18 protein-coding genes are annotated in these 17,732 nt (G+C 53.3%); 5 read left to right on the top strand and 13 right to left on the bottom strand.

The window, feature by feature from the left end:
* Positions 1 to 61: 61 nt before the first annotated feature.
* Positions 62 to 1,483, bottom strand: coding sequence for a ribosome biogenesis GTPase Der (gene der / locus Q394_RS0100985; RefSeq protein ID WP_028487635.1), 1,422 nt, complete (start codon positions 1,481 to 1,483; stop codon positions 62 to 64).
* 60 nt (positions 1,484 to 1,543) lie between these two features.
* Here der and Q394_RS0100980 point away from each other — a divergent pair, with 60 nt between their 5' ends.
* Positions 1,544 to 2,089, top strand: a complete 546-nt coding sequence (locus Q394_RS0100980) for an NUDIX hydrolase (RefSeq protein ID WP_028487634.1) — start codon at positions 1,544 to 1,546, stop codon at positions 2,087 to 2,089.
* A gap of 14 nt (positions 2,090 to 2,103) precedes the next feature.
* On the opposite strand, the gene Q394_RS0100975 is transcribed toward Q394_RS0100980, so the two are convergent.
* The 11 genes from Q394_RS0100975 to Q394_RS0100925 form a co-directional block, all read right to left on the bottom strand.
* Positions 2,104 to 2,535: an RDD family protein gene (locus Q394_RS0100975; protein WP_028487633.1), complete on the bottom strand. Its 432-nt coding sequence runs from the start codon at positions 2,533 to 2,535 to the stop codon at positions 2,104 to 2,106.
* Positions 2,532 to 3,110, bottom strand: a complete 579-nt coding sequence (locus Q394_RS0100970) for a Uma2 family endonuclease (RefSeq protein ID WP_028487632.1) — start codon at positions 3,108 to 3,110, stop codon at positions 2,532 to 2,534. The genes Q394_RS0100975 and Q394_RS0100970 overlap by 4 nt, the downstream gene beginning before the upstream one ends.
* Positions 3,111 to 3,145: 35 nt before the next feature.
* Complete coding sequence (locus Q394_RS0100965) at positions 3,146 to 3,943, bottom strand: nucleotidyltransferase domain-containing protein (RefSeq protein WP_038139998.1); 798 nt, start codon at positions 3,941 to 3,943, stop codon at positions 3,146 to 3,148.
* The gene (locus Q394_RS0100960) at positions 3,933 to 4,517 is read right to left on the bottom strand and encodes an anthranilate synthase component II (protein ID WP_028487630.1); all 585 of its coding nucleotides are present in this window, start codon (positions 4,515 to 4,517) and stop codon (positions 3,933 to 3,935) included. The genes Q394_RS0100965 and Q394_RS0100960 overlap by 11 nt, the downstream gene beginning before the upstream one ends.
* A gap of 14 nt (positions 4,518 to 4,531) precedes the next feature.
* Positions 4,532 to 6,013 (bottom strand): anthranilate synthase component I, encoded by a 1,482-nt coding sequence (gene trpE / locus Q394_RS0100955; RefSeq protein ID WP_028487629.1) that lies wholly within the window; start codon positions 6,011 to 6,013, stop codon positions 4,532 to 4,534.
* 92 nt (positions 6,014 to 6,105) lie between these two features.
* Positions 6,106 to 6,780 carry a phosphoglycolate phosphatase gene (locus Q394_RS0100950; RefSeq protein WP_028487628.1) on the bottom strand — a complete coding sequence of 225 codons (675 nt, stop codon included), beginning with the start codon at positions 6,778 to 6,780 and terminating at the stop codon, positions 6,106 to 6,108.
* Between the two features lie 74 nt (positions 6,781 to 6,854).
* Positions 6,855 to 7,553 carry a ribulose-phosphate 3-epimerase gene (gene rpe / locus Q394_RS0100945; RefSeq protein WP_028487627.1) on the bottom strand — a complete coding sequence of 233 codons (699 nt, stop codon included), beginning with the start codon at positions 7,551 to 7,553 and terminating at the stop codon, positions 6,855 to 6,857.
* Between the two features lie 92 nt (positions 7,554 to 7,645).
* The gene (locus Q394_RS0100940) at positions 7,646 to 8,263 is read right to left on the bottom strand and encodes an outer membrane beta-barrel protein (protein WP_028487626.1); all 618 of its coding nucleotides are present in this window, start codon (positions 8,261 to 8,263) and stop codon (positions 7,646 to 7,648) included.
* A gap of 15 nt (positions 8,264 to 8,278) precedes the next feature.
* Entirely contained in the window at positions 8,279 to 8,971 is a 693-nt protein-coding gene (locus Q394_RS21170) for an outer membrane beta-barrel protein (RefSeq protein ID WP_051542567.1), read from the bottom strand.
* A gap of 47 nt (positions 8,972 to 9,018) precedes the next feature.
* The gene (locus Q394_RS0100930; RefSeq protein ID WP_084260297.1) at positions 9,019 to 9,654 is read right to left on the bottom strand and encodes an outer membrane beta-barrel protein; all 636 of its coding nucleotides are present in this window, start codon (positions 9,652 to 9,654) and stop codon (positions 9,019 to 9,021) included.
* A 119-nt stretch (positions 9,655 to 9,773) separates the two neighbouring features.
* Positions 9,774 to 10,571, bottom strand: a complete 798-nt coding sequence (locus tag Q394_RS0100925) for an outer membrane protein assembly factor BamD (protein ID WP_028487623.1) — start codon at positions 10,569 to 10,571, stop codon at positions 9,774 to 9,776.
* A gap of 63 nt (positions 10,572 to 10,634) precedes the next feature.
* Here Q394_RS0100925 and rluD point away from each other — a divergent pair, with 63 nt between their 5' ends.
* The 4 genes from rluD (at position 10,635) to Q394_RS0100905 (ending at position 14,010) form a co-directional block, all read left to right on the top strand.
* On the top strand, positions 10,635 to 11,588 hold the full coding sequence (gene rluD / locus Q394_RS0100920; protein ID WP_028487622.1) for a 23S rRNA pseudouridine(1911/1915/1917) synthase RluD: 954 nt from the start codon (positions 10,635 to 10,637) through the stop codon (positions 11,586 to 11,588).
* On the top strand, positions 11,585 to 12,322 hold the full coding sequence (gene pgeF / locus Q394_RS18605; protein WP_038139995.1) for a peptidoglycan editing factor PgeF: 738 nt from the start codon (positions 11,585 to 11,587) through the stop codon (positions 12,320 to 12,322). Before rluD ends, pgeF begins: the two co-directional genes overlap by 4 nt.
* Positions 12,322 to 13,287, top strand: coding sequence for an ABC transporter ATP-binding protein (locus Q394_RS0100910; protein WP_028487621.1), 966 nt, complete (start codon positions 12,322 to 12,324; stop codon positions 13,285 to 13,287). The genes pgeF and Q394_RS0100910 overlap by 1 nt, the downstream gene beginning before the upstream one ends.
* Positions 13,288 to 13,359: 72 nt before the next feature.
* Positions 13,360 to 14,010: a class I SAM-dependent methyltransferase gene (locus Q394_RS0100905; RefSeq protein ID WP_028487620.1), complete on the top strand. Its 651-nt coding sequence runs from the start codon at positions 13,360 to 13,362 to the stop codon at positions 14,008 to 14,010.
* Between the two features lie 69 nt (positions 14,011 to 14,079).
* Here the strand turns inward: Q394_RS0100905 and Q394_RS0100900 are convergent, their stop codons facing one another.
* Positions 14,080 to 17,622: a DEAD/DEAH box helicase family protein gene (locus Q394_RS0100900; RefSeq protein ID WP_028487619.1), complete on the bottom strand. Its 3,543-nt coding sequence runs from the start codon at positions 17,620 to 17,622 to the stop codon at positions 14,080 to 14,082.
* Positions 17,623 to 17,732 lie beyond the last annotated feature (110 nt).

Raw genomic sequence — 17,732 nt, 5'->3', positions numbered from 1 at the left:
ACACAACAAACTAAGCTTTTAATGATTACTCCTTTTGAAAAGGAGTAATCATCGACTGGATTTAACGCTTTTTCTTCTTCTCGCTCTTCTTGATCTTGTGGATACGTGCAGCCAGACGTTTTTTGCTGTGTTCCTGACGTGGGGTCAGGGTATTGCGTCTGCCTTCATACGGGTTTTCGCCGCCCTTGTACTCAATGCGCACCTGACTGCCCACCAGTTTGAGGGTTTTGTGGAAATAATTGCTCAGGTAGCGCGTGTACATATCCGGCACATAATCGGTACGGTTGCCGTGAATAATAATGCGGAATGGGTTGCTGCCACCTTGGTGGGCGTAACGCAGTTTGATGCGTTGTCCACGGGTCAGCGGTGGTTGGTGCTGTTGCACCGCCATTTCCAAAATCCGCGTCAAACGTGGGGTTGGTACCTTGAGCATGGCGGAATCGTAAGCACGTTTCACGGCGGTATACAGTAAGCCAACATTAGAGCCATGCAGTGCGGAGATGAAATACTTTTCTGCGAAATCCAGGAAGGGCAACTTGACCTCAATCTGTTGCTTGATCCAGTCGCGGTCATCGGATTCCATGCCATCCCATTTATTGACGGCGAGTACCAGCGCTTTGCCTGCATCCAGAATCAGCCCCAGCAAGTGGGCATCCTGATCGGCGATGGTGTCGTGGGCATCCACCAGCATGATGACGACGTGCGCCCGTTGAATGGCATCCAGCGTTTTGATAATACTGAATTTTTCAATGGTCTCATCCACGCGGCTGCGGCGGCGTACCCCGGCGGTGTCGATCAGGGTGTAACGTTGCCCATCGCGTTCAAACGGGATGAAAATGCTGTCGCGGGTTGTGCCGGGTTGGTCGAACGCAATGACGCGTTCTTCGCCCATGATGCGGTTGATCAGGGTCGATTTCCCCACATTCGGGCGACCCACGAAGGCGATGCGGATGCTGCCATCGTCTTCCTCTTCTTCTTCCTCATCGAAGCCCGCGCCGAGCGAGTCGAGCACTGTGGTCATCAGCACGGTGACGCCGCGCCCTTGCACCGCTGCAATCTGGAAGACTTGGGTAAAACCGAGGCCGTAAAATTCGGTAGCGGCTTGATCCGCGTCCACGCCGTCGATCTTGTTGACCAGCAGGAACACCGGTTTGCCCATGATGCGGATGTCTTGCGCAATTTGCTGGTCAGCGGCAGTTAGCCCTTGCTTGCCATCAACGATGAACAGGATGGCGTCGGCTTCCTGCATCGCCGCGCGGGTTTGTTTCGCCATGTGTTCGTCGATACCGACTTCTTCACCGCTTAAACCACCCGTGTCGATCAGCATGTAGCTGCGCCCGTTGAGTTCGCCAGTGCCGTATTTACGGTCACGGGTCAGGCCGGGAAAATCCGCGACCAGCGCATCACGTGAGCGGGTCAAACGGTTAAACAAGGTGGATTTGCCAACATTGGGGCGGCCAATCAGTGCGAGGACGGGTTTCATGGTATAAACAGCACAACAGAAAATTAAGCCGGGTAGGATACCATTATTTCAGGAGAAAACATGAATTATTGCAGTGAGTGCGGTGCAGCAGTCAGTTTGAAGATTCCCGAAAACGATGAACGAATGCGCTTTGTGTGTGATGTCTGCGGGGTGATTCATTATCAAAACCCCAAAATCGTGGCGGGGGCGTTGCCTGTGTGGGGCGAACAGGTGCTGCTGTGTCGCCGGGCGATTGCGCCGCGCTACGGTTTGTGGACATTACCCGCCGGATTCATGGAAAACGGTGAAACCACTGACCAGGCCGCCGCCCGCGAAGCGCACGAGGAAGCCAATGCCAAGCTGCGCGATTTGCACTTGTACACGGTGATCAGCATCCCGCACATCAATCAGGTGTACATGTTGTACCGCTGCGAGCTGGCCTCAGACGATTTTTCACCGGGGGTGGAAAGTCTGGAAACGCGATTGTTCCATGAGCACGAAATCCCGTGGAATGAGCTGGCGTTCCACTCGGTACGCAAAACGCTGGAATGCTTTTTCCACGACCGCAAACAAGGGGCGTTTCAGGTGCGTAATCTGGGTCTTTTAGCACCGAAACCAGCAGGCTGATTAGCTAGTTGAGGCTATTTCTTGTGGATTCTCACCAAACGGGTTTGCGAAAAGCGGTCATGCCAAGTTAGGCGTTCCGGGTCGAATAATGAGACGAGAAAGCCGATACATAAGGCTGCCCAACTGAGGATAGCCCACAGAAAACGCGAGCGGGCTTGTTGCCAGTTGATGGCTTGCCCTGTTTCTGTCACCACGCGCACTTTCCATGCCCGCATTCCCAGCGTTTGCCCGCCGTGCGTCCAGAACCAGCCAAAGAAGCCGTAGGTCATGGCGGCGTACACCAGAATCATGATGATAGCGGGCACTTTTACCCCCGTCAGCGCTGTGAAAGTGTAAGCGGGAATCGCAGCAATAATCACCACGCTGAAGCCTGCGAGTACGGTGTCGTAAATGATCGCGCCAATGCGGCGGAGGAGAGTAGCGGGTTCAGCAGTCATATTGCTCATTGAAGAAAAAATCCCATATCTTCGTAAATATCTTCTAGTGTTAATTGCAGCGTGGAATCGCCGCAACGTATAGCCAACACTTCGCCCGTGTCGAGCGCGGCTTTTTCCCATTGGTTGTTGGCATTGCGCTGGTAATAGTCTACTTGAACGTGTTCGGGGGAAATCAGCAAGTAATAACGCAGACTGGGGATGCGCTGGTAATTCAGTAATTTTTCGCGGCGGTCGATGCTGCTGGTAGAGGGAGAGGATACTTCAACAATCACACAAGGCTGCTCACGGAAATAGCCGCCAACATTATCCTGTGGGTCACAGCACAGCATGACATCGGGATAATAAAAATAACGTCCACTATCCAGTCGCAACTTCATGTCACTTTGGTAAGTGACACAGTGGGTATGACGGGTTTGGCGACGTAAGTGGAAAAATACATTGCCCGTGGCGCGGTTATGTCTGTCACCTGCCCCTGCCATTGCGTAAGTTTGCCCATCCACGTATTCGTGACGTATCTCCCCGTCGTTTTCAAACGCGAGGTATTCGGCTTCCGTTGTGTAGTGTTGTGTTTGTGGCTGTGACATATTGGCAACGTCTTGTCGAGGTAATCGTCTTGTGACTATAGCAGTAGAACGGTGTCATGCAATACCGCATCCAGCACACTAAAATCCAGCGTATCGTCTTTGGACGGTGGCAGGGTTGCACTTAAACGTTCTAGCTCAGTTTCAATAAAGCGGTTGATGATGGGTAACGGCTGACCGTATTCCGCTTCACCCGCCAAGCGTTTGCGGCGCAATAAGTCATCAATCGCTGCGAGTAATGCTGGGTCAGTGATCAAGCCATCCACCAGTTGTTGGAAGGGCATGGGCGGTATGCCTCTGCCACTTTCTACCCACAATACCGCCAGCAGTGGACGCAACACGTACAGGTATTTTTTCAGCCGTACAGCATCGCCGCGCAAGTATTCGCGGTAATTGCCGCGTGCCATGTGGATGTAGTGGTAATACGAACGTTCGGGCTGGAACGTGGTTTGGATGGCGTTGCGCATTAGCGTGACAAAGGCTTCATCTGCCCGATAAACCACGGGCGAATTCAGCCATTCAAGCAAGGTGGCATTGCCTTTTTTCAGTAAGCCCAAGGCTTTACGCAATTCCCAGCCGTTTACGTCAAATACGGCGTTGACGGGCTGTTCGATCACGTCGCGTTGGGGTGTGACTTGCAGATACCACGGCAGTTTATGCACGTAAATGAAACGCACATCGTAATCGCTGTCGGGCGAGGCAAAACCCCAACCTCGGCTTCCCGATTCTGAAGCGAACAGGATACGCACGTCGTGTTCCTGTTCAGTGTCCGTCAGCTTTTGCAGGATTTGGACGCGGATGTCGGGGGCAATCGGGTGGATATCTTCATTTTCCATCCAGAAAATTCCGCAGCATGTCATGCCCGTATTGGGTGAGGATGGATTCCGGGTGGAATTGCACGCCTTCCACCGGCAGGGTTTTGTGGCGCACGCCCATGATTTCATCCAGCTTGCCATCGGCGGTTTCTGTCCAGGCAGTAATTTCCAGACAGTCGGGGAGGCTGGCTTGTTCGATCACTAGCGAATGGTAACGGGTGGCTTCCAGTGGGTTGGGCAGGCTGCTGAATACGCCGACACCTTTATGGTGAATCATCGAGGTTTTGCCGTGCATGATTTCTTTAGCACGGACGATCTTGCCGCCGAAAGCCTGACCGATGGACTGATGCCCAAGGCATACGCCGAGGATGGGGATTTTGCCCGCAAAACGCAGCAGCGTGGGGATGGAAATACCCGCTTCCGTTGGTGTGCAAGGCCCCGGCGACAGTACGATTTTGTCCGGCGCAATAGCATCAATCGCTTCGACGGGGATTTCGTCGTTGCGCACGATCTGAACTTTCGCCCCTAGCTCGCCCAGATACTGCACGATGTTGTAAGTGAAAGAGTCATAGTTATCAATCATTAAGACGCGCATAGTCTACTCCTTTCTCACTTGTGTTTGCCGTTCAGGCCGGACAGGGCAGCGCTGGCGGCACGGAATACCGCACGGCCTTTGTTCATGGTTTCGTCCCATTCCGATTGCGGCACGGAGTCGTAGACAATACCTGCGCCTGCTTGGATGTGCAGCACGTCGTCTTTGATGACGGCGGTGCGGATGGCGATGGCGGTATCCATATTGCCGTTCCACGCCAGATAGCCGACCGCGCCCGAGTACACGCCGCGTTTGACGGGTTCAAGTTCGTCGATGATTTCCATCGCGCGGATTTTCGGCGCACCGCTGACGGTTCCGGCGGGGAAGGTGGCACGGAGTACGTCCATCGCATCCAGCCCCGGCAGCAGTTGCCCGGTGACGTTGGAAACGATGTGCATGACGTGCGAATAGCGTTCCACAATCATTTTGTCGGTGAGTTTTACCGAGCCGATGGTGCTGACACGCCCCGCATCGTTGCGCCCAAGGTCGATCAGCATCAGGTGTTCGGCGAGTTCTTTGGGGTCGTTGAGGAGTTCGGTTTCGAGTGCCTGATCACGCTGTTCGGTGTCGCCACGGCGGCGCGTGCCTGCAATTGGGCGCACGGTAATAATGTCATCTTCGAGGCGCACCAGAATTTCCGGCGAGGAACCGACAATGTGAAAATCGCCCAGATTCAGGAAGTACATGTACGGCGAGGGGTTGAGGCGGCGCAAAGCACGGTACAAATCCAGCGGCGGCGCGGCAAACGGAATGCTCATGCGTTGCGACAGCACCACTTGCATCACATCCCCGGCCTTGATGTATTCCTTGGCAGCCAGTACCGCAGCCTTGAAACCGTCTTCGGTGAAGCCTGAAATGAAGTCGCTTTCTTCCACCTTGGTCGCTGTGGGGGCGGGTTGGTAGAGGCGACGGGCTTCCTGCAACTGGCGTTCGAGTGCGTCGAGGCGTTGCTGGGATTGCTGGAAACCGCCCGCTTCCGCCAGCACGATCAAGTGCAATTCACCGCGCAGGTTGTCGAACACCACGACTTCATCCGACACCATCAGCACGATGTCGGGCGTGCCAATCGGGTCGGGCTTTTCACGCCCATGCGCCAGCTTTTTTTCGATGTAGCGAATGGTTTCGTAGCCGAAATAGCCGACCAGCCCGCCGTTGAAGCGCGGCAAATCTTCTATGTCGGGCACGTTGTATTGCTGCTGGAATTCGGTGATCCACACCAGTGGGTCAGCCACCTCAAAACTTTCCACGGGCTGATGGGCGCGGTGCACTTCCACCCGCAGGCCAAACACTTTGATGATGGTTTTGGCTGGCAGGCCGAGCATGGAATAACGTCCCCATTTTTCCCCGCCCTGTACGGACTCGAACAGGTAGGAATAGGGCGCGTCAGCGAGTTTGAGGTAGGCACTTAACGGGGTATCAAGGTCTGCCAGAATGGTACGGCGGACAGGAACGCGGTTGTAGCCTTGGGCGATATAGGTATCAAAGATGTCCTGATTCATGAGAACTTCCAAATAAAACGGGTAATGAAACACTTCCAGCAGAGGGTATCAGCGGGAACGCCATCGCCACATTTTAGTCGGAAAGTGTTTCATCATGCACAGTTGATCAGGTTGCGTAATTCGGTCATGGAGTCTATCACAGCATCCGGCGAATAGTTGCGAATATCTTCGCCATGATTATAGCCGTAAGTCATGCAAATGATCTGGAAACCCGCCGCCCGCGCCGCTTTCACGTCAGACTTGGAATCGCCCAGCATCATGGAATCTTCCGGCTTCACGCCCAGCGCTTCAGCCGCATGGAGTAACGGCATGGGATGCGGTTTCTTTTCCGGCAAGGTATCGCCACTGATGACAATCTCGAAACGGTCAAAAATACCCAAATCTTTCAGCAAGGGCAGGGTGAATTGCGCCGCCTTATTGGTGACACACCCAATTTTCAAGCCTTTACAGCTTTGCAGAAAGTCCAGCCCTTCCACCACGCCATCATACAAACGGCTGCGCTTGGAGGTGTTTTCCGCGTACAAATCCATGAAAATGGGCATGGCACGCTCAAATAGCGCAGCATCCGGGAAGCCATCCAGATCGTCGGTCAACGCACGTTCCACCAAACGTTGCACGCCATTACCCACCCACTGACGCACCGCAGCTTCGCCGCGCACCGGCATAGCCAGTTGCTTCATCATCTCATCGACGCAAAATGCCAGATCGGGAACGCTATCCACCAGCGTCCCATCCACATCAATCAACACCATTTTCGGATTAAACATAAGTTCTCGCTCATTCTCTTGCTCCCTTCACCCCTTGTGGGGGAAGGGCTGGGGATGGGGGGGGAATTCGGTCTTTAAACCTTAGCCGCTGCCAATTCCTTACGGAATTCAGCAATAATGCTGTTGTAATGGTTCGGGTCAGCTTTGTTGGCAACGTTGAAAATCGCGGAACCTGCCACGAATGCATCCGCACCCGCTTCCTTGATTTCACGAATATTGTTGGCTTTAACGCCGCCATCCACTTCCAGACGAATATCCAGACCAGAATCGTCAATCATCTTGCGCACCTGACGCAGCTTGGTCAGCGTGGAGGGGATGAAGCTTTGACCACCAAAACCAGGGTTAACCGACATCAGCAGAATCATGTCTACCTTGTCCATCAAATATTCCAGAATATTCAAAGGGGTAGCTGGGTTAAATACGAGGCCAGCCTTGCAGCCTTCGTTGCGGATCAGTTGCAGGGTACGGTCAACGTGTTCAGACGCTTCCGGGTGGAAGGTGATGTAAGACGCGCCCGCAGCGGCAAAATCAGGAATGATGCGGTCGACAGGTTTGACCATCAAATGCACATCAATCGGTGCAGTCACGCCGTGCTTGCGCAGGGCTTCGCACACCAAGGGGCCAATGGTCAGGTTCGGCACATAATGGTTATCCATCACGTCGAAATGCACAATGTCTGCGCCAGAGGTCAGGACATTAACCACTTCTTCACCCAAACGGGCAAAGTCAGCGGACAGGATGGATGGTGCGATGAAATCAGTTTGACGTGCCATGAAACGTTCTCCTCAAGAATGTAGCGACAAAATTTGCAGCCACTTTACCGGAAAGGCTGTGCTAATACAGCCCTTCCGAGGGAGATAGGTTTTCAGAGTGTGGAATAGCTCAAACCGAGTGAATACAGGTCAGCATCGGTTTCGTAAGCAGAGTCAGAACCAATGTTAAACATGTGTTCCCACTCGCCCCGCACGCGCAAATTGTTGTTTAGCTGGAACTGTGCACCGCCGCCGATCAAAGCACTCGTACCAGTAGCATTTTCTTGTTCACTGGGATTGCCAGCAACCGTTTTACTGGTTTTATTGTCCCACGCGATGGCACCTGCTTTACCAAAAGCTTCGATTTGTGGGGTGAGTGGCACGTACCCAACGCCAGTAAGGCCAGTTCCGGTGGTACTGCTGTCCATTTTAGCGCTGCTGCCCCCTGTCGTGCCATTCATGCTACTGCTGCCGAGATCGTAGTAAGTGAGTTCAACCCCGGTCATGGGGTTAAGGCGTGCGCCACCAAAGGCTTTCCACGCAAAGTCTTGATCGTTGCAATTACCGCTAAAGAAGGGGTCATTGCAGGTATCGCCAAGTTTAGAGCTACCCGCACTAGCCCCAACATACAATTTAGGGCCATTGTTGAAGTTGTTGCCCATCATGTAATCGTCTGCGTATGCATTACTGGCTAACCCGATAAGGAGACTCATGGCCAATGTCATTTTCATGGTGCAGCCCTGTGCTTAAAAGGTAGAAAAGACGGCGCCCACACTCAGTAGGCTAGCATCGGATTCATAATTAGTATCTGCTGCTGTGCCGAACACATGTTCGTACTCACCTCGCAATGACACGTTCGGGTTGATTTGAACTTGTGCCCCACCGCCGAGCAACATGCCAAGGCCACTATTGCTGGAAGTCGTATTCATGCTGGTATCTTCCGGTACAACCTTGCTGCCATTCTGTTTCCAGTAAGCCGCGCCGACTTTACCCAGTAATTCGGTGCGTGGTGCGACGGGAATATAACCGACACCGGCTAAATAAGTCGCGGATAAATCACTGGTAAGTTTGGTGTCGTAAATGCCCGAGCGCCCGGCTGTGCCGTTGGCGGTGCTTTCGCCCAGATCCATTTGGCCAATTTCAGCGCCGAGGGTTGGTAATGATGCGCTGGGAATTACCCCACCTGGCATCGCGACAACTCCATTCTGGCTGGGTGTTGCGCGGAATCCTGCAAAAAATTTGTTGCCACTAGACGCATCGTTGCAGTCGGTAGAGGTGCTATCAGAGACACATGCCCCTTCTTGATTGGTGAGGCCAGCGCTTGCCCCGCCGTATAATGATACATTTGAGGGAATGCCATATCCCTCCATGCCGCCTGCTAACGCTACATTAGCCAATAGCCCGACGCCTACTAATGCGCAGGAAATCAGTGTTTTCATACAAGCCCCTTTCTGTTTTCTAATGCTTCCCGCTAGGCGGGATATTGTTATAATGATGAAAAAATAAAGCCCAAACTCAGTAAATCAATATCGCCAGTCTGCTGTGTGCTGGGTATCGCAATATCTTTGTAACGTTCCCATTCCGCTCGAACACCCATATTGTCGCCAAGGTCGTAATTTGCACCCGCCCCGACCATGATGTTGTTGCCAGTATCTTCTACTACCGTACCGCTGCTATTAGTATTTTCGACGCTCCACCGTGCCATGCCTGCTTTGCCAAACGCTTCAATTTGGTCACTGACAGGTAGGCCAACCACTGCGGTTGCTGTGTAGGCACTGGTTGTTTGGCTAACCGTACCACTAGCATCCTGTCCAGATTGTTTTCCAAAAGCGACATAGCCACTTTCCAGCACAATGCTGTCATTGACACGTACCCCAGCGAACGCTTTCCAGCTTTGATCGGCACTTTCGCAGGCGTTCAGGTCTTGGCAGAAATCATCCGTGGTGGTTTTGCCAATGCTTGCACCCAGATAATTGGGTGCTTTGCTTGTTTGAGAGCCGCCAATGGGTGACATGGGAGCACTTTTAGCAAACAGGGAGTTGGCTGATACTTCTGTGAGGAGAGTGCTGCTCAGTACCAATACGGTTAGTCCAGCAAGTGAGATTGTTTTGAGAGTAGTCATCTTATAGCCCCGTTTATTATTTATTGTTACTGTGCTAGGTAGCTTTTTACATGACTGTAAATGACTGGCAGGTATCCTGCCAGTATTAGCCGATAATCGGGGGACGAGAAGCTGCTGCGTTAGCGCAGTTGCGCTTTGAGGGCAGCAGCGCGGGCTGGGAAGTTCAGCTCGAGTATACGGAGATTGTCTGCCGCAAGGTCGGGCTTGCCAAGATTGTGGGCTGCTTTGACCTTGATTTCCAAGGCATCGACCACCGCAGGTGAGCCTTGATAATGCTTCACGGCATATTCTGCGCGGTTGAATGCGGCTAGCCATGCGCCGCGTACTATGTAGTAATTCGCCACATTTACTTCGGATTGTGCCAGGCTGTTACGCAAGTGTTGGATGCGCTCTTTGGCATCCGGGGCGTATTTGCTGTTCGGGTGACGGGTGAGCAGGTGTGAAAAATCCTGGAAGGATTCTTTCTGGCGCACAGTGTCTAGATCGGCAATGCTACGCGGGAATACCTTATCGACAATGCTGTGTCCTCGATTAAAATTCACCAGACCACGCAGGTAAAGTGCATAATCGGCATCTGAACTGGTCGGATTCATCCGCAGGAAACGGTCAATCGCATCTAACGCGGAATCTGCCTCGTCATACTTGTAGTAAGCATAAGCAGTTTCCAGTTGCGCCTGTTGGGCAAAATTGCCTAGGGGGTAACGTGCTTCGAGTGATTCATACAAGCTAATAGCTCGTTCGTAATCGCCCGCCGTCATCGCTTCCCGTGCGGTGGTATAAATTTTATCGGCTGACCAGCCCTCTGTGAGATCTTTTTCTGTCTGAGAAAAGATCGAACAGCCACTGAAACTGACAGAAAGTGCCAGTATGCCCGCCAGATAAACACTGGCTTTGAGTCTTTTTGTACTTATCGACATTTGCTTAACAACACATGATGATAGAATGAGTTTGCAAGTATAGCCTATTCAACCGGATTAAGAATGTCTCTAAACCAACAGATCGTCAGCATAGTGCCACTCAACATGGAAGGTCAGCGCCTAGATCAGGCCGTTGCCAACCTATACCCGCAATATTCCCGCAGCCAGATTCAAAAATGGATTAAAGCCGGGTGCGTGTTAGTGGATGATAAAATTCTCAAACCCAAGGAGCGCTTAATCGGGGGTGAGGAATTAACCCTAAATACAGTGCATGAGCCACAAACCGAATTTGAGCCGGAAGATATTCCGCTCAACATTGTGTACGAAGATGACACCCTTATCATTATCAACAAGCCCGCCGGGCTGGTGGTTCACCCCGGTGCAGGCAACTGGTCAGGCACGCTAGTCAACGGCTTGTTGCACCATGACCGTTCGCTGGAAATGTTGCCGCGTGCGGGCATTGTCCACCGCCTCGACAAAGACACCACCGGCCTGATGGTGGTCGCCAAAACCCTCGACGCTCACGGCAAGCTGGTCGAACAGCTACAGGAGCGCGATGTTAGCCGTGAATACCTCGCCTTAGTATCTGGGCAAGTCGTGGCAGGGACAACGATTGAAGGCAATATCGGCCGTCATCACATTGACCGCAAACGTCAAGCCGTCCACGACGGTGGCAAAGAGGCGATTACCCATTACCGGGTGGAAGAGCGTTTCCCGCATCACACCTTGTTGCGAGTATCGTTGGAAACCGGGCGTACCCACCAGATTCGCGTTCATTTAAGTTGGAAGCACATGCCGATTATCGGCGACCAGACTTATGGGGGGCGTCCGCGCGTGCCGGTCGGGATAACCAATGACTTACGCACAGCAATCCAGACTTTCCCGCGTCAGGCATTACACGCTACTCGACTGGGGTTGACACACCCAGCAACGGGCGAAGCAATGGTATGGGAAGCGCCTGTTCCTGACGATATGGCAGCGCTGCTGGCGGCATTGCGGGAGAGTGTTAGTGTATGAACGCTAACTGGCTTACCCCCGCATGGCCTGCGCCCGCCAACATCCGCGCTGTTTGCACCACCCGCCACGGTGGTGTCAGCGTCGCGCCCTTCGATAGCCTGAATCTGGGGGATCACGTCGGTGATAACCCGCTGGCGGTTGCCCGTAACCGCATGATCGTCGGCGATACCTTGCAACTGCCTTCCGAACCGTTGTGGTTGAAGCAGGTACACGGCGTCGATGTGTGTGGCATGGATGCGGGAACGTGTTACCCGACGGGTGATGCCTCCACCGCTTTCGGCAAAGGGCAGGTCAGCGTCATTATGACGGCGGATTGCCTGCCGGTACTGTTCTGCGACAAGGCAGGAACCCGCGTGGCCGCCGCTCATGCCGGGTGGCGCGGGCTGGCCGATGGTGTGCTGGAACGTACTGTCGAATCTTTGCAATGCCCACCTGCTGACCTGTTGGTATGGCTGGGGCCTGCGATTGGCGCGGATGCGTTTGAAGTCGGCGCGGAAGTCCGTGAAACGTTCATGCAGCACGACCCGTCGGCGCAAGCAGCATTCAAGCCGTCCAGCAACGCAGGCAAATGGATGGCGGACATCTACACACTTGCCCGTCAGCGCTTGAATGCGGTCGGTGTCGCCGACATTTACGGCGGCGATTTGTGCACTTACACCGATGCGGAACGCTTTTTCTCCTACCGTCGTGATGGGCAGACCGGGCGCATGGCATCCTTGATCTGGATGGTGTAATGGTTGCGCCGTTACTCGCCGTCGATAAACTCAGTGTGCGTTTTCGCCTCAATACCGGGCAGGTGTTGCAGGCGCTGAGCGAGGTTTCCTTTGAGCTGCAAGCCGGGGAAACATTGGGGATTGTGGGTGAATCCGGCTGTGGCAAATCCACGCTTGCCCGCGCCATTCTGCAACTGGTTACGCCCGCGCAGGGCGAAATTCGCTGGCAAGGCAAACGGCTGAACCCACACGATAAAGTGGGGATGAAAGCCTTTCGCCGTGCGGTGCAATGCATCTTTCAAGACCCGCTGGATGCGCTCAACCCGCGCATGACGGTCAGCGATATTTTGCAGGAGCCGTTGCTGGCGTTGCGCCCGGAATTGGGCAAAGCAGCCATCCGCCAACGTGCTGCTGAAGGCTTGCAGGCGGTTGGGCTGGAAAGTGCGATGGGCAACCGTTACCCGCATGAATTTTCCGGCGGGCAGTGCCAGCGTATCGGTATTGCCCGTGCTTTGAGTGTCGAGCCGCAACTGATCCTGTGCGACGAGCCAGTGAGTGCGCTGGATGTGTCGATTCAGGGGCAGATTGTGAAGTTGCTGGCGGATTTGCAGCGTGACCATCACTTGACGTTGCTGTTCATTTCCCACGACCTGAGCGTGGTGCGTGAACTCAGTGATCGGGTGCTGGTGCTGTATCTGGGGCGCATCATGGAAATCGCGGATGCGGAAAGCTTGTATCAAAACCCCTTGCACCCTTACACCCGCATGTTGTTGGAGGCGATTCCCTTACCTGACCCGCAGCAAGAACGGGCGCGGTTGGCCAAGATTACCGTGGGGGTGGGGGAGTTGCCTTCGCCGTTGAATCCGCCGTCGGGTTGTGTGTTTCATACGCGCTGCCCGCAGGCGCAGGCGGTTTGTCGGGAACAGGTGCCGGAATTACGGGTGATGGGTAGTGGGCGGCAGCTTGCTTGCCATCAACCTGATTGACCCGGTTATTCGCTATCTGCTAGTCGTTTCGGGTATGCTGAATACCTCCCGCCCATTACCCCACAGGCTACTATGATTCCTTTACGCTTTCGTTACCAGACACTGGAGTTTGGTGATGTGGATATTCATGTCCGTACCTTGCGGGATAACCAGCAATTCGCGGATGCTGAGGGTGTTGCCGAAAAACTGGGAATTTCATCCGCCACTTGGCCATTGTTCGGTATTGTTTGGGCTTCAGGCGAAGTGCTTGCCCATCACATGTTCGACTATGAGCTGGAAGGGCAACGGATTCTGGAAGTAGGGTGTGGCATCGCCCTAACCAGTTTGGTGTTGAACCACCGCCATGCCGATATTACCGCTACGGATTACCACCCGGAAGCGGGCGCGTTTTTGCTGGAAAATAGTGAGCTAAACCACGGGGCAGCGATTCCTTTCATGCGCACGGGCTGGGGGGATGCGGATAGCGGGCTGGGTGAGTTTGACCTGATTGTGGGCAGTGACCTGCTGTATGAGCGCGAGCATATTGCCTTGCTGGCAGATTTCATCGAGCAGCACGCCAAGCCCCATTGTAAAGTGGTGATTGTAGACCCCGGTCGTGGTCAACACGCGAGTTTTAGCAAGAAAATGGTTGGTTTTGGGTATGTTCACACCCAGAATAAGCCGGATACGGCGGGTTATTTGGCGCAACCGTTTCCGGGGCAGATTTTGCATTATGCGCGTTAGTAGAATAATGGAAAGCAGCGTCAGTACGGTCACGTTATCAAGTGGTTGATACATGAATGGTGTGAATCCTCAGGCAGCGTTCTGGATTTTAGGGTGAGTGTTTTCCAGCGCATCGAACAAGCCTTCGATGACATTATCCCTGTCTGCGAATAATTCATCAGGACCACCCGCGTGCAGGCTGGTAAAAGGTGCTTCATACAGTGCGCTGGCTTCCATAATCCCGCGAGCGGTCAGTTGTTCGATGATCATTTCAATGAAGCGTATTTGTGCTGGGGTCAAGCTTTTGTCATGCAGGAATTGTGAAAAGGCTTCGTGTGCTGCGCTGTCATCCATCCCCACCATACTACGCACGAAATGCGGGAGCGAAGGGGCTTCATGGCGGGCTAATAAATCCGAAAACAAGGTATTGCCTTCATCTTCACCGATCTGGATCAAAGTGGTTTCTAAGCCTTGCAAATCGGTTGCAGTCAGTGCCTTATTGGTGCGTAACCGATGAATCACGAGGCTATCCAGATGGGAGCGCAAGTAATCTTTGACCTTTTTATCGTACTGGGTACTGGTCATTTTGGGCATGTCAAAAGGCGCATCCTTTTTGATGTCCAGAATCTCGTCTTTGAAGTTGGTGTAGACAATCTTGCGCTCTCGTTTGTCAATGAATGGCACGAGCGCACGTAGGCGCAAGCGCAAATCTTCGAGAATGTCAGCGTTAGTACCTTCCCAAAACGTTGGTTCCTGCAAGGTTTGCAAATAGCTGATGTGTGTTTTGACGGCGGGGATATTGGTTTTTTCTTCCAGCCGTATGGCAATGTCCAATACTTTGCGGCGATGGGTTTCAAAGGTTCGAGCATCGCCTTGCAGCAGTGCGACTTGCATCCGTAATACGTTGAGATCGAACATACGCGATTCAACGTCATCGGCTTCTGGCTGGAAGGGCAACTGCGCCAGTTGTTGGTGCAGGGTTTGGCAATCTTCTTCACTCAGCTTGTCCCAATTGGCGCGTTCTTGGAAATGCTCTACCGCACGGGTGTGTTGGCGCACGATGAAATTATCGCGGTTCATGGCGGCAACGGCGTTGAATAGACCGTTTTTCAAGGTGTTTAGTAGTGATGTGTTCCCTTCGGCGATGTTCCCTTCGACTTCTTTCCCTTCGACTCCGCTCAGGGAACGGGGCGTATTCGTTGGCTGAGCGTAGTCGAAGCCAACTTCCGAACCAGCCGAAGCCTGTAACGCAGCCAGCAATTGCACCCGCGTTTGAAACAGGCGTGAACCTAATGAAGCACTCGTCCCTGCTTCAATGCCTTGTGGTTTTTCACGGAAGAAATCGAAGTTGAAACAGAAATCAAAAATACGGAAATCCTGCTTGTCTTCCCCCGGCGCTAACAGGTCAGGGCACAGGCGTGTGCCACGTCCGATCATTTGCCAAAATTTGATGCGTGAATAAACGGGTTTGAAAAACACCAGATTCAGCACTTCCGGCACATCAATGCCGGTGTCGAGCATATCCACCGAAATGGCAATGTGCGGGGCTTTATCTACCACCGAGAAATCGTCAATCAGGCTTTGGGCGTATTTCACTTCATTGTCGATAATGCGGGCAAAATGGCCAGCGTGTTCGGGGTAGTGGTGGTTGAAGCGGGATTCAATGAATTGCGCGTGTTTGTGGGAGCGGGCAAAAATAATGGTCTTGCCTAGTCGATCACCGCCAGCGACTTTATGCCCATGCTCCATCAGGTGTTTGAGTACCTTGTCGGCGGTGTCGATATTGAACAACCACTGATTGATGGCGGTGGCATTCACTTTTTTGGGCATCCGCTCACTGCCATCCGCATTATCACCCCAGTCGGTACTCTCCCATTCTTCTTTTTCTTCATCTGACAGCGAGTCGTAATCAATGCCGTCACGCGGGAAACGCAGATTCACTTGTTCCACTTTGGGGCGCACTAAAAACTCGTCCCGTATCGCCTTTTCCAGTTCATACGCATCAGTCGGCACACCCGGTTCCAACTCGAACAGTTCATAGGTGTTTTTATCCACCTGTTCACGCGGGGTGGCCGTCAAACCCACCAGCAGGCTATCGAAGTAACTGAAAATGGAACGGTATTTCTGATACACCGAGCGGTGGGCTTCGTCGATAATAATCAGGTCGAAATAACCCACCCCGAAACGTGCCTCGCCACTCTTGCCTTGGGTTTCATTAATCAGCCCCATCATGGTGGGGTAGGTGCAAACGTAGACTCGCCCTTCGGTGTCTTTTTCTGTGACCAGATTGACGGGGCTGGAATCGGGCAAGTGCTTTTTGAAGGCATTCGCGGTCTGTTTCACCAGTGATACGCGGTCTGCCAGAAACAATACACGTTTGATCCAGTTGGCACGTTGTAACGCATCGACCAGCGCAATCGCGGTGCGGGTTTTACCTGTACCTGTTGCCATGACCAGCAAGGCTTTACGGCGTGACTGGGAAAATTGTTTGCAGATGCTACCGATGGCGCGTTTTTGGTAATAACGCCCGGCAATTTCTGCATTCACCAGCTTGGTATCGAGTGGCTGGCGGTTGCTGCGGCGTAAGATCAGGCTGCTCAGAGCGGCTTTGTTGTAGAAACCACTGACCTGACGCGGCGGGTATTGGGTGTCATCCCATAGCCAGGTGTCATAGCCGTTGGTGTAGTAAATGATCGGGCGTTGCGCGTGCATTTGTTCAAGACAATCCGCATACAGTTTGGCTTGCTGCTGGCCTTTAGCGGGATCAGCGGTGGTGCGTTTGGCTTCGATCACTGCCAAGGGTTTACCGTCGTCGCCCCACAATACGTAGTCAGCAAAACCGGTGCCGTTGTTCCCTTCGGCTACGCTCAGGGAACGGGAATTCCGTAGGCTGAGCGTAGTCGAAGCCTTGCTGGTCGGCATTCCAACGACTTCATATTCACGGTCGCGCTTTTGGTTCAATGACCAACCCGCGCGGTGAATTTCCACGTCGATGAGGTAAGCACGGGTTTCGGCTTCGGAATAGTCGTGGGTATCGGTTTGTTGCGCGGCTTGTTGGTGCAGGTCGGCGAGTTGCTGGCGCAGGGTTTGCAGCTCTTGATTGAGTGCATCGGCGGCTTGCTGTTGTTTGAGGGCTTTTTCACTTTCGGTGGCAAGCTGTTTTTCCAGTGCTTCGAGTTGCTTGCGTGGCACAACCGCATCGGGGGCAAGGGGGCGCGGGACGAGTGCATCATCCCAGTCAATGGCTGGTGGTAGGGGGCGGGTGTAGTTGCGGGTCAGCCAGTAGGCGATATGGTGCAATTCTTTGACCATTTGCAGCGCGTCGAGTGGGCGGACGGGCGCGGGGTTGTGCACGGCTTGGTTGCCAATGCGTTGGATGGCTTTGGCTTTGTGGAAGAGTTGCTGCGGAATGAGGTTTTGAAAATCCGGCTCGTGTAACAGGCTATTGAGCGAGTGGTCGTAGGGCATCCGCAGGGTGTTGTCGTAGCGGTACAGCCAATGCACAGCAGCTTCGAGGGCGAAACGTGCATGGAAACAGGCGGCACGCGGGTCGCCGTGGATGTGGCTTTCGGCCTTTTGTGCTGCTTGTTTGAGGTCTTGAAACTGATTCGGTAGAAAAGCGAAGTTGCTCATGCGGTAGCCCTTACAGCAAGCAAAATTAATGATTGGCAGATAATAACACTTATTCGCTTAGATGAAAGATTGAGCTGAGGGAGCCAGCACTGTTTTGGGTTGGCAAGATT

It is taken from the genome of Thiothrix lacustris DSM 21227, from assembly GCF_000621325.1.
In the GTDB taxonomy this organism is placed as follows: domain Bacteria; phylum Pseudomonadota; class Gammaproteobacteria; order Thiotrichales; family Thiotrichaceae; genus Thiothrix; species Thiothrix lacustris.
The sequence above is the reverse complement of the archived record's forward strand: the minus strand, read 5'-3'. Positions and strand labels throughout refer to the sequence as shown.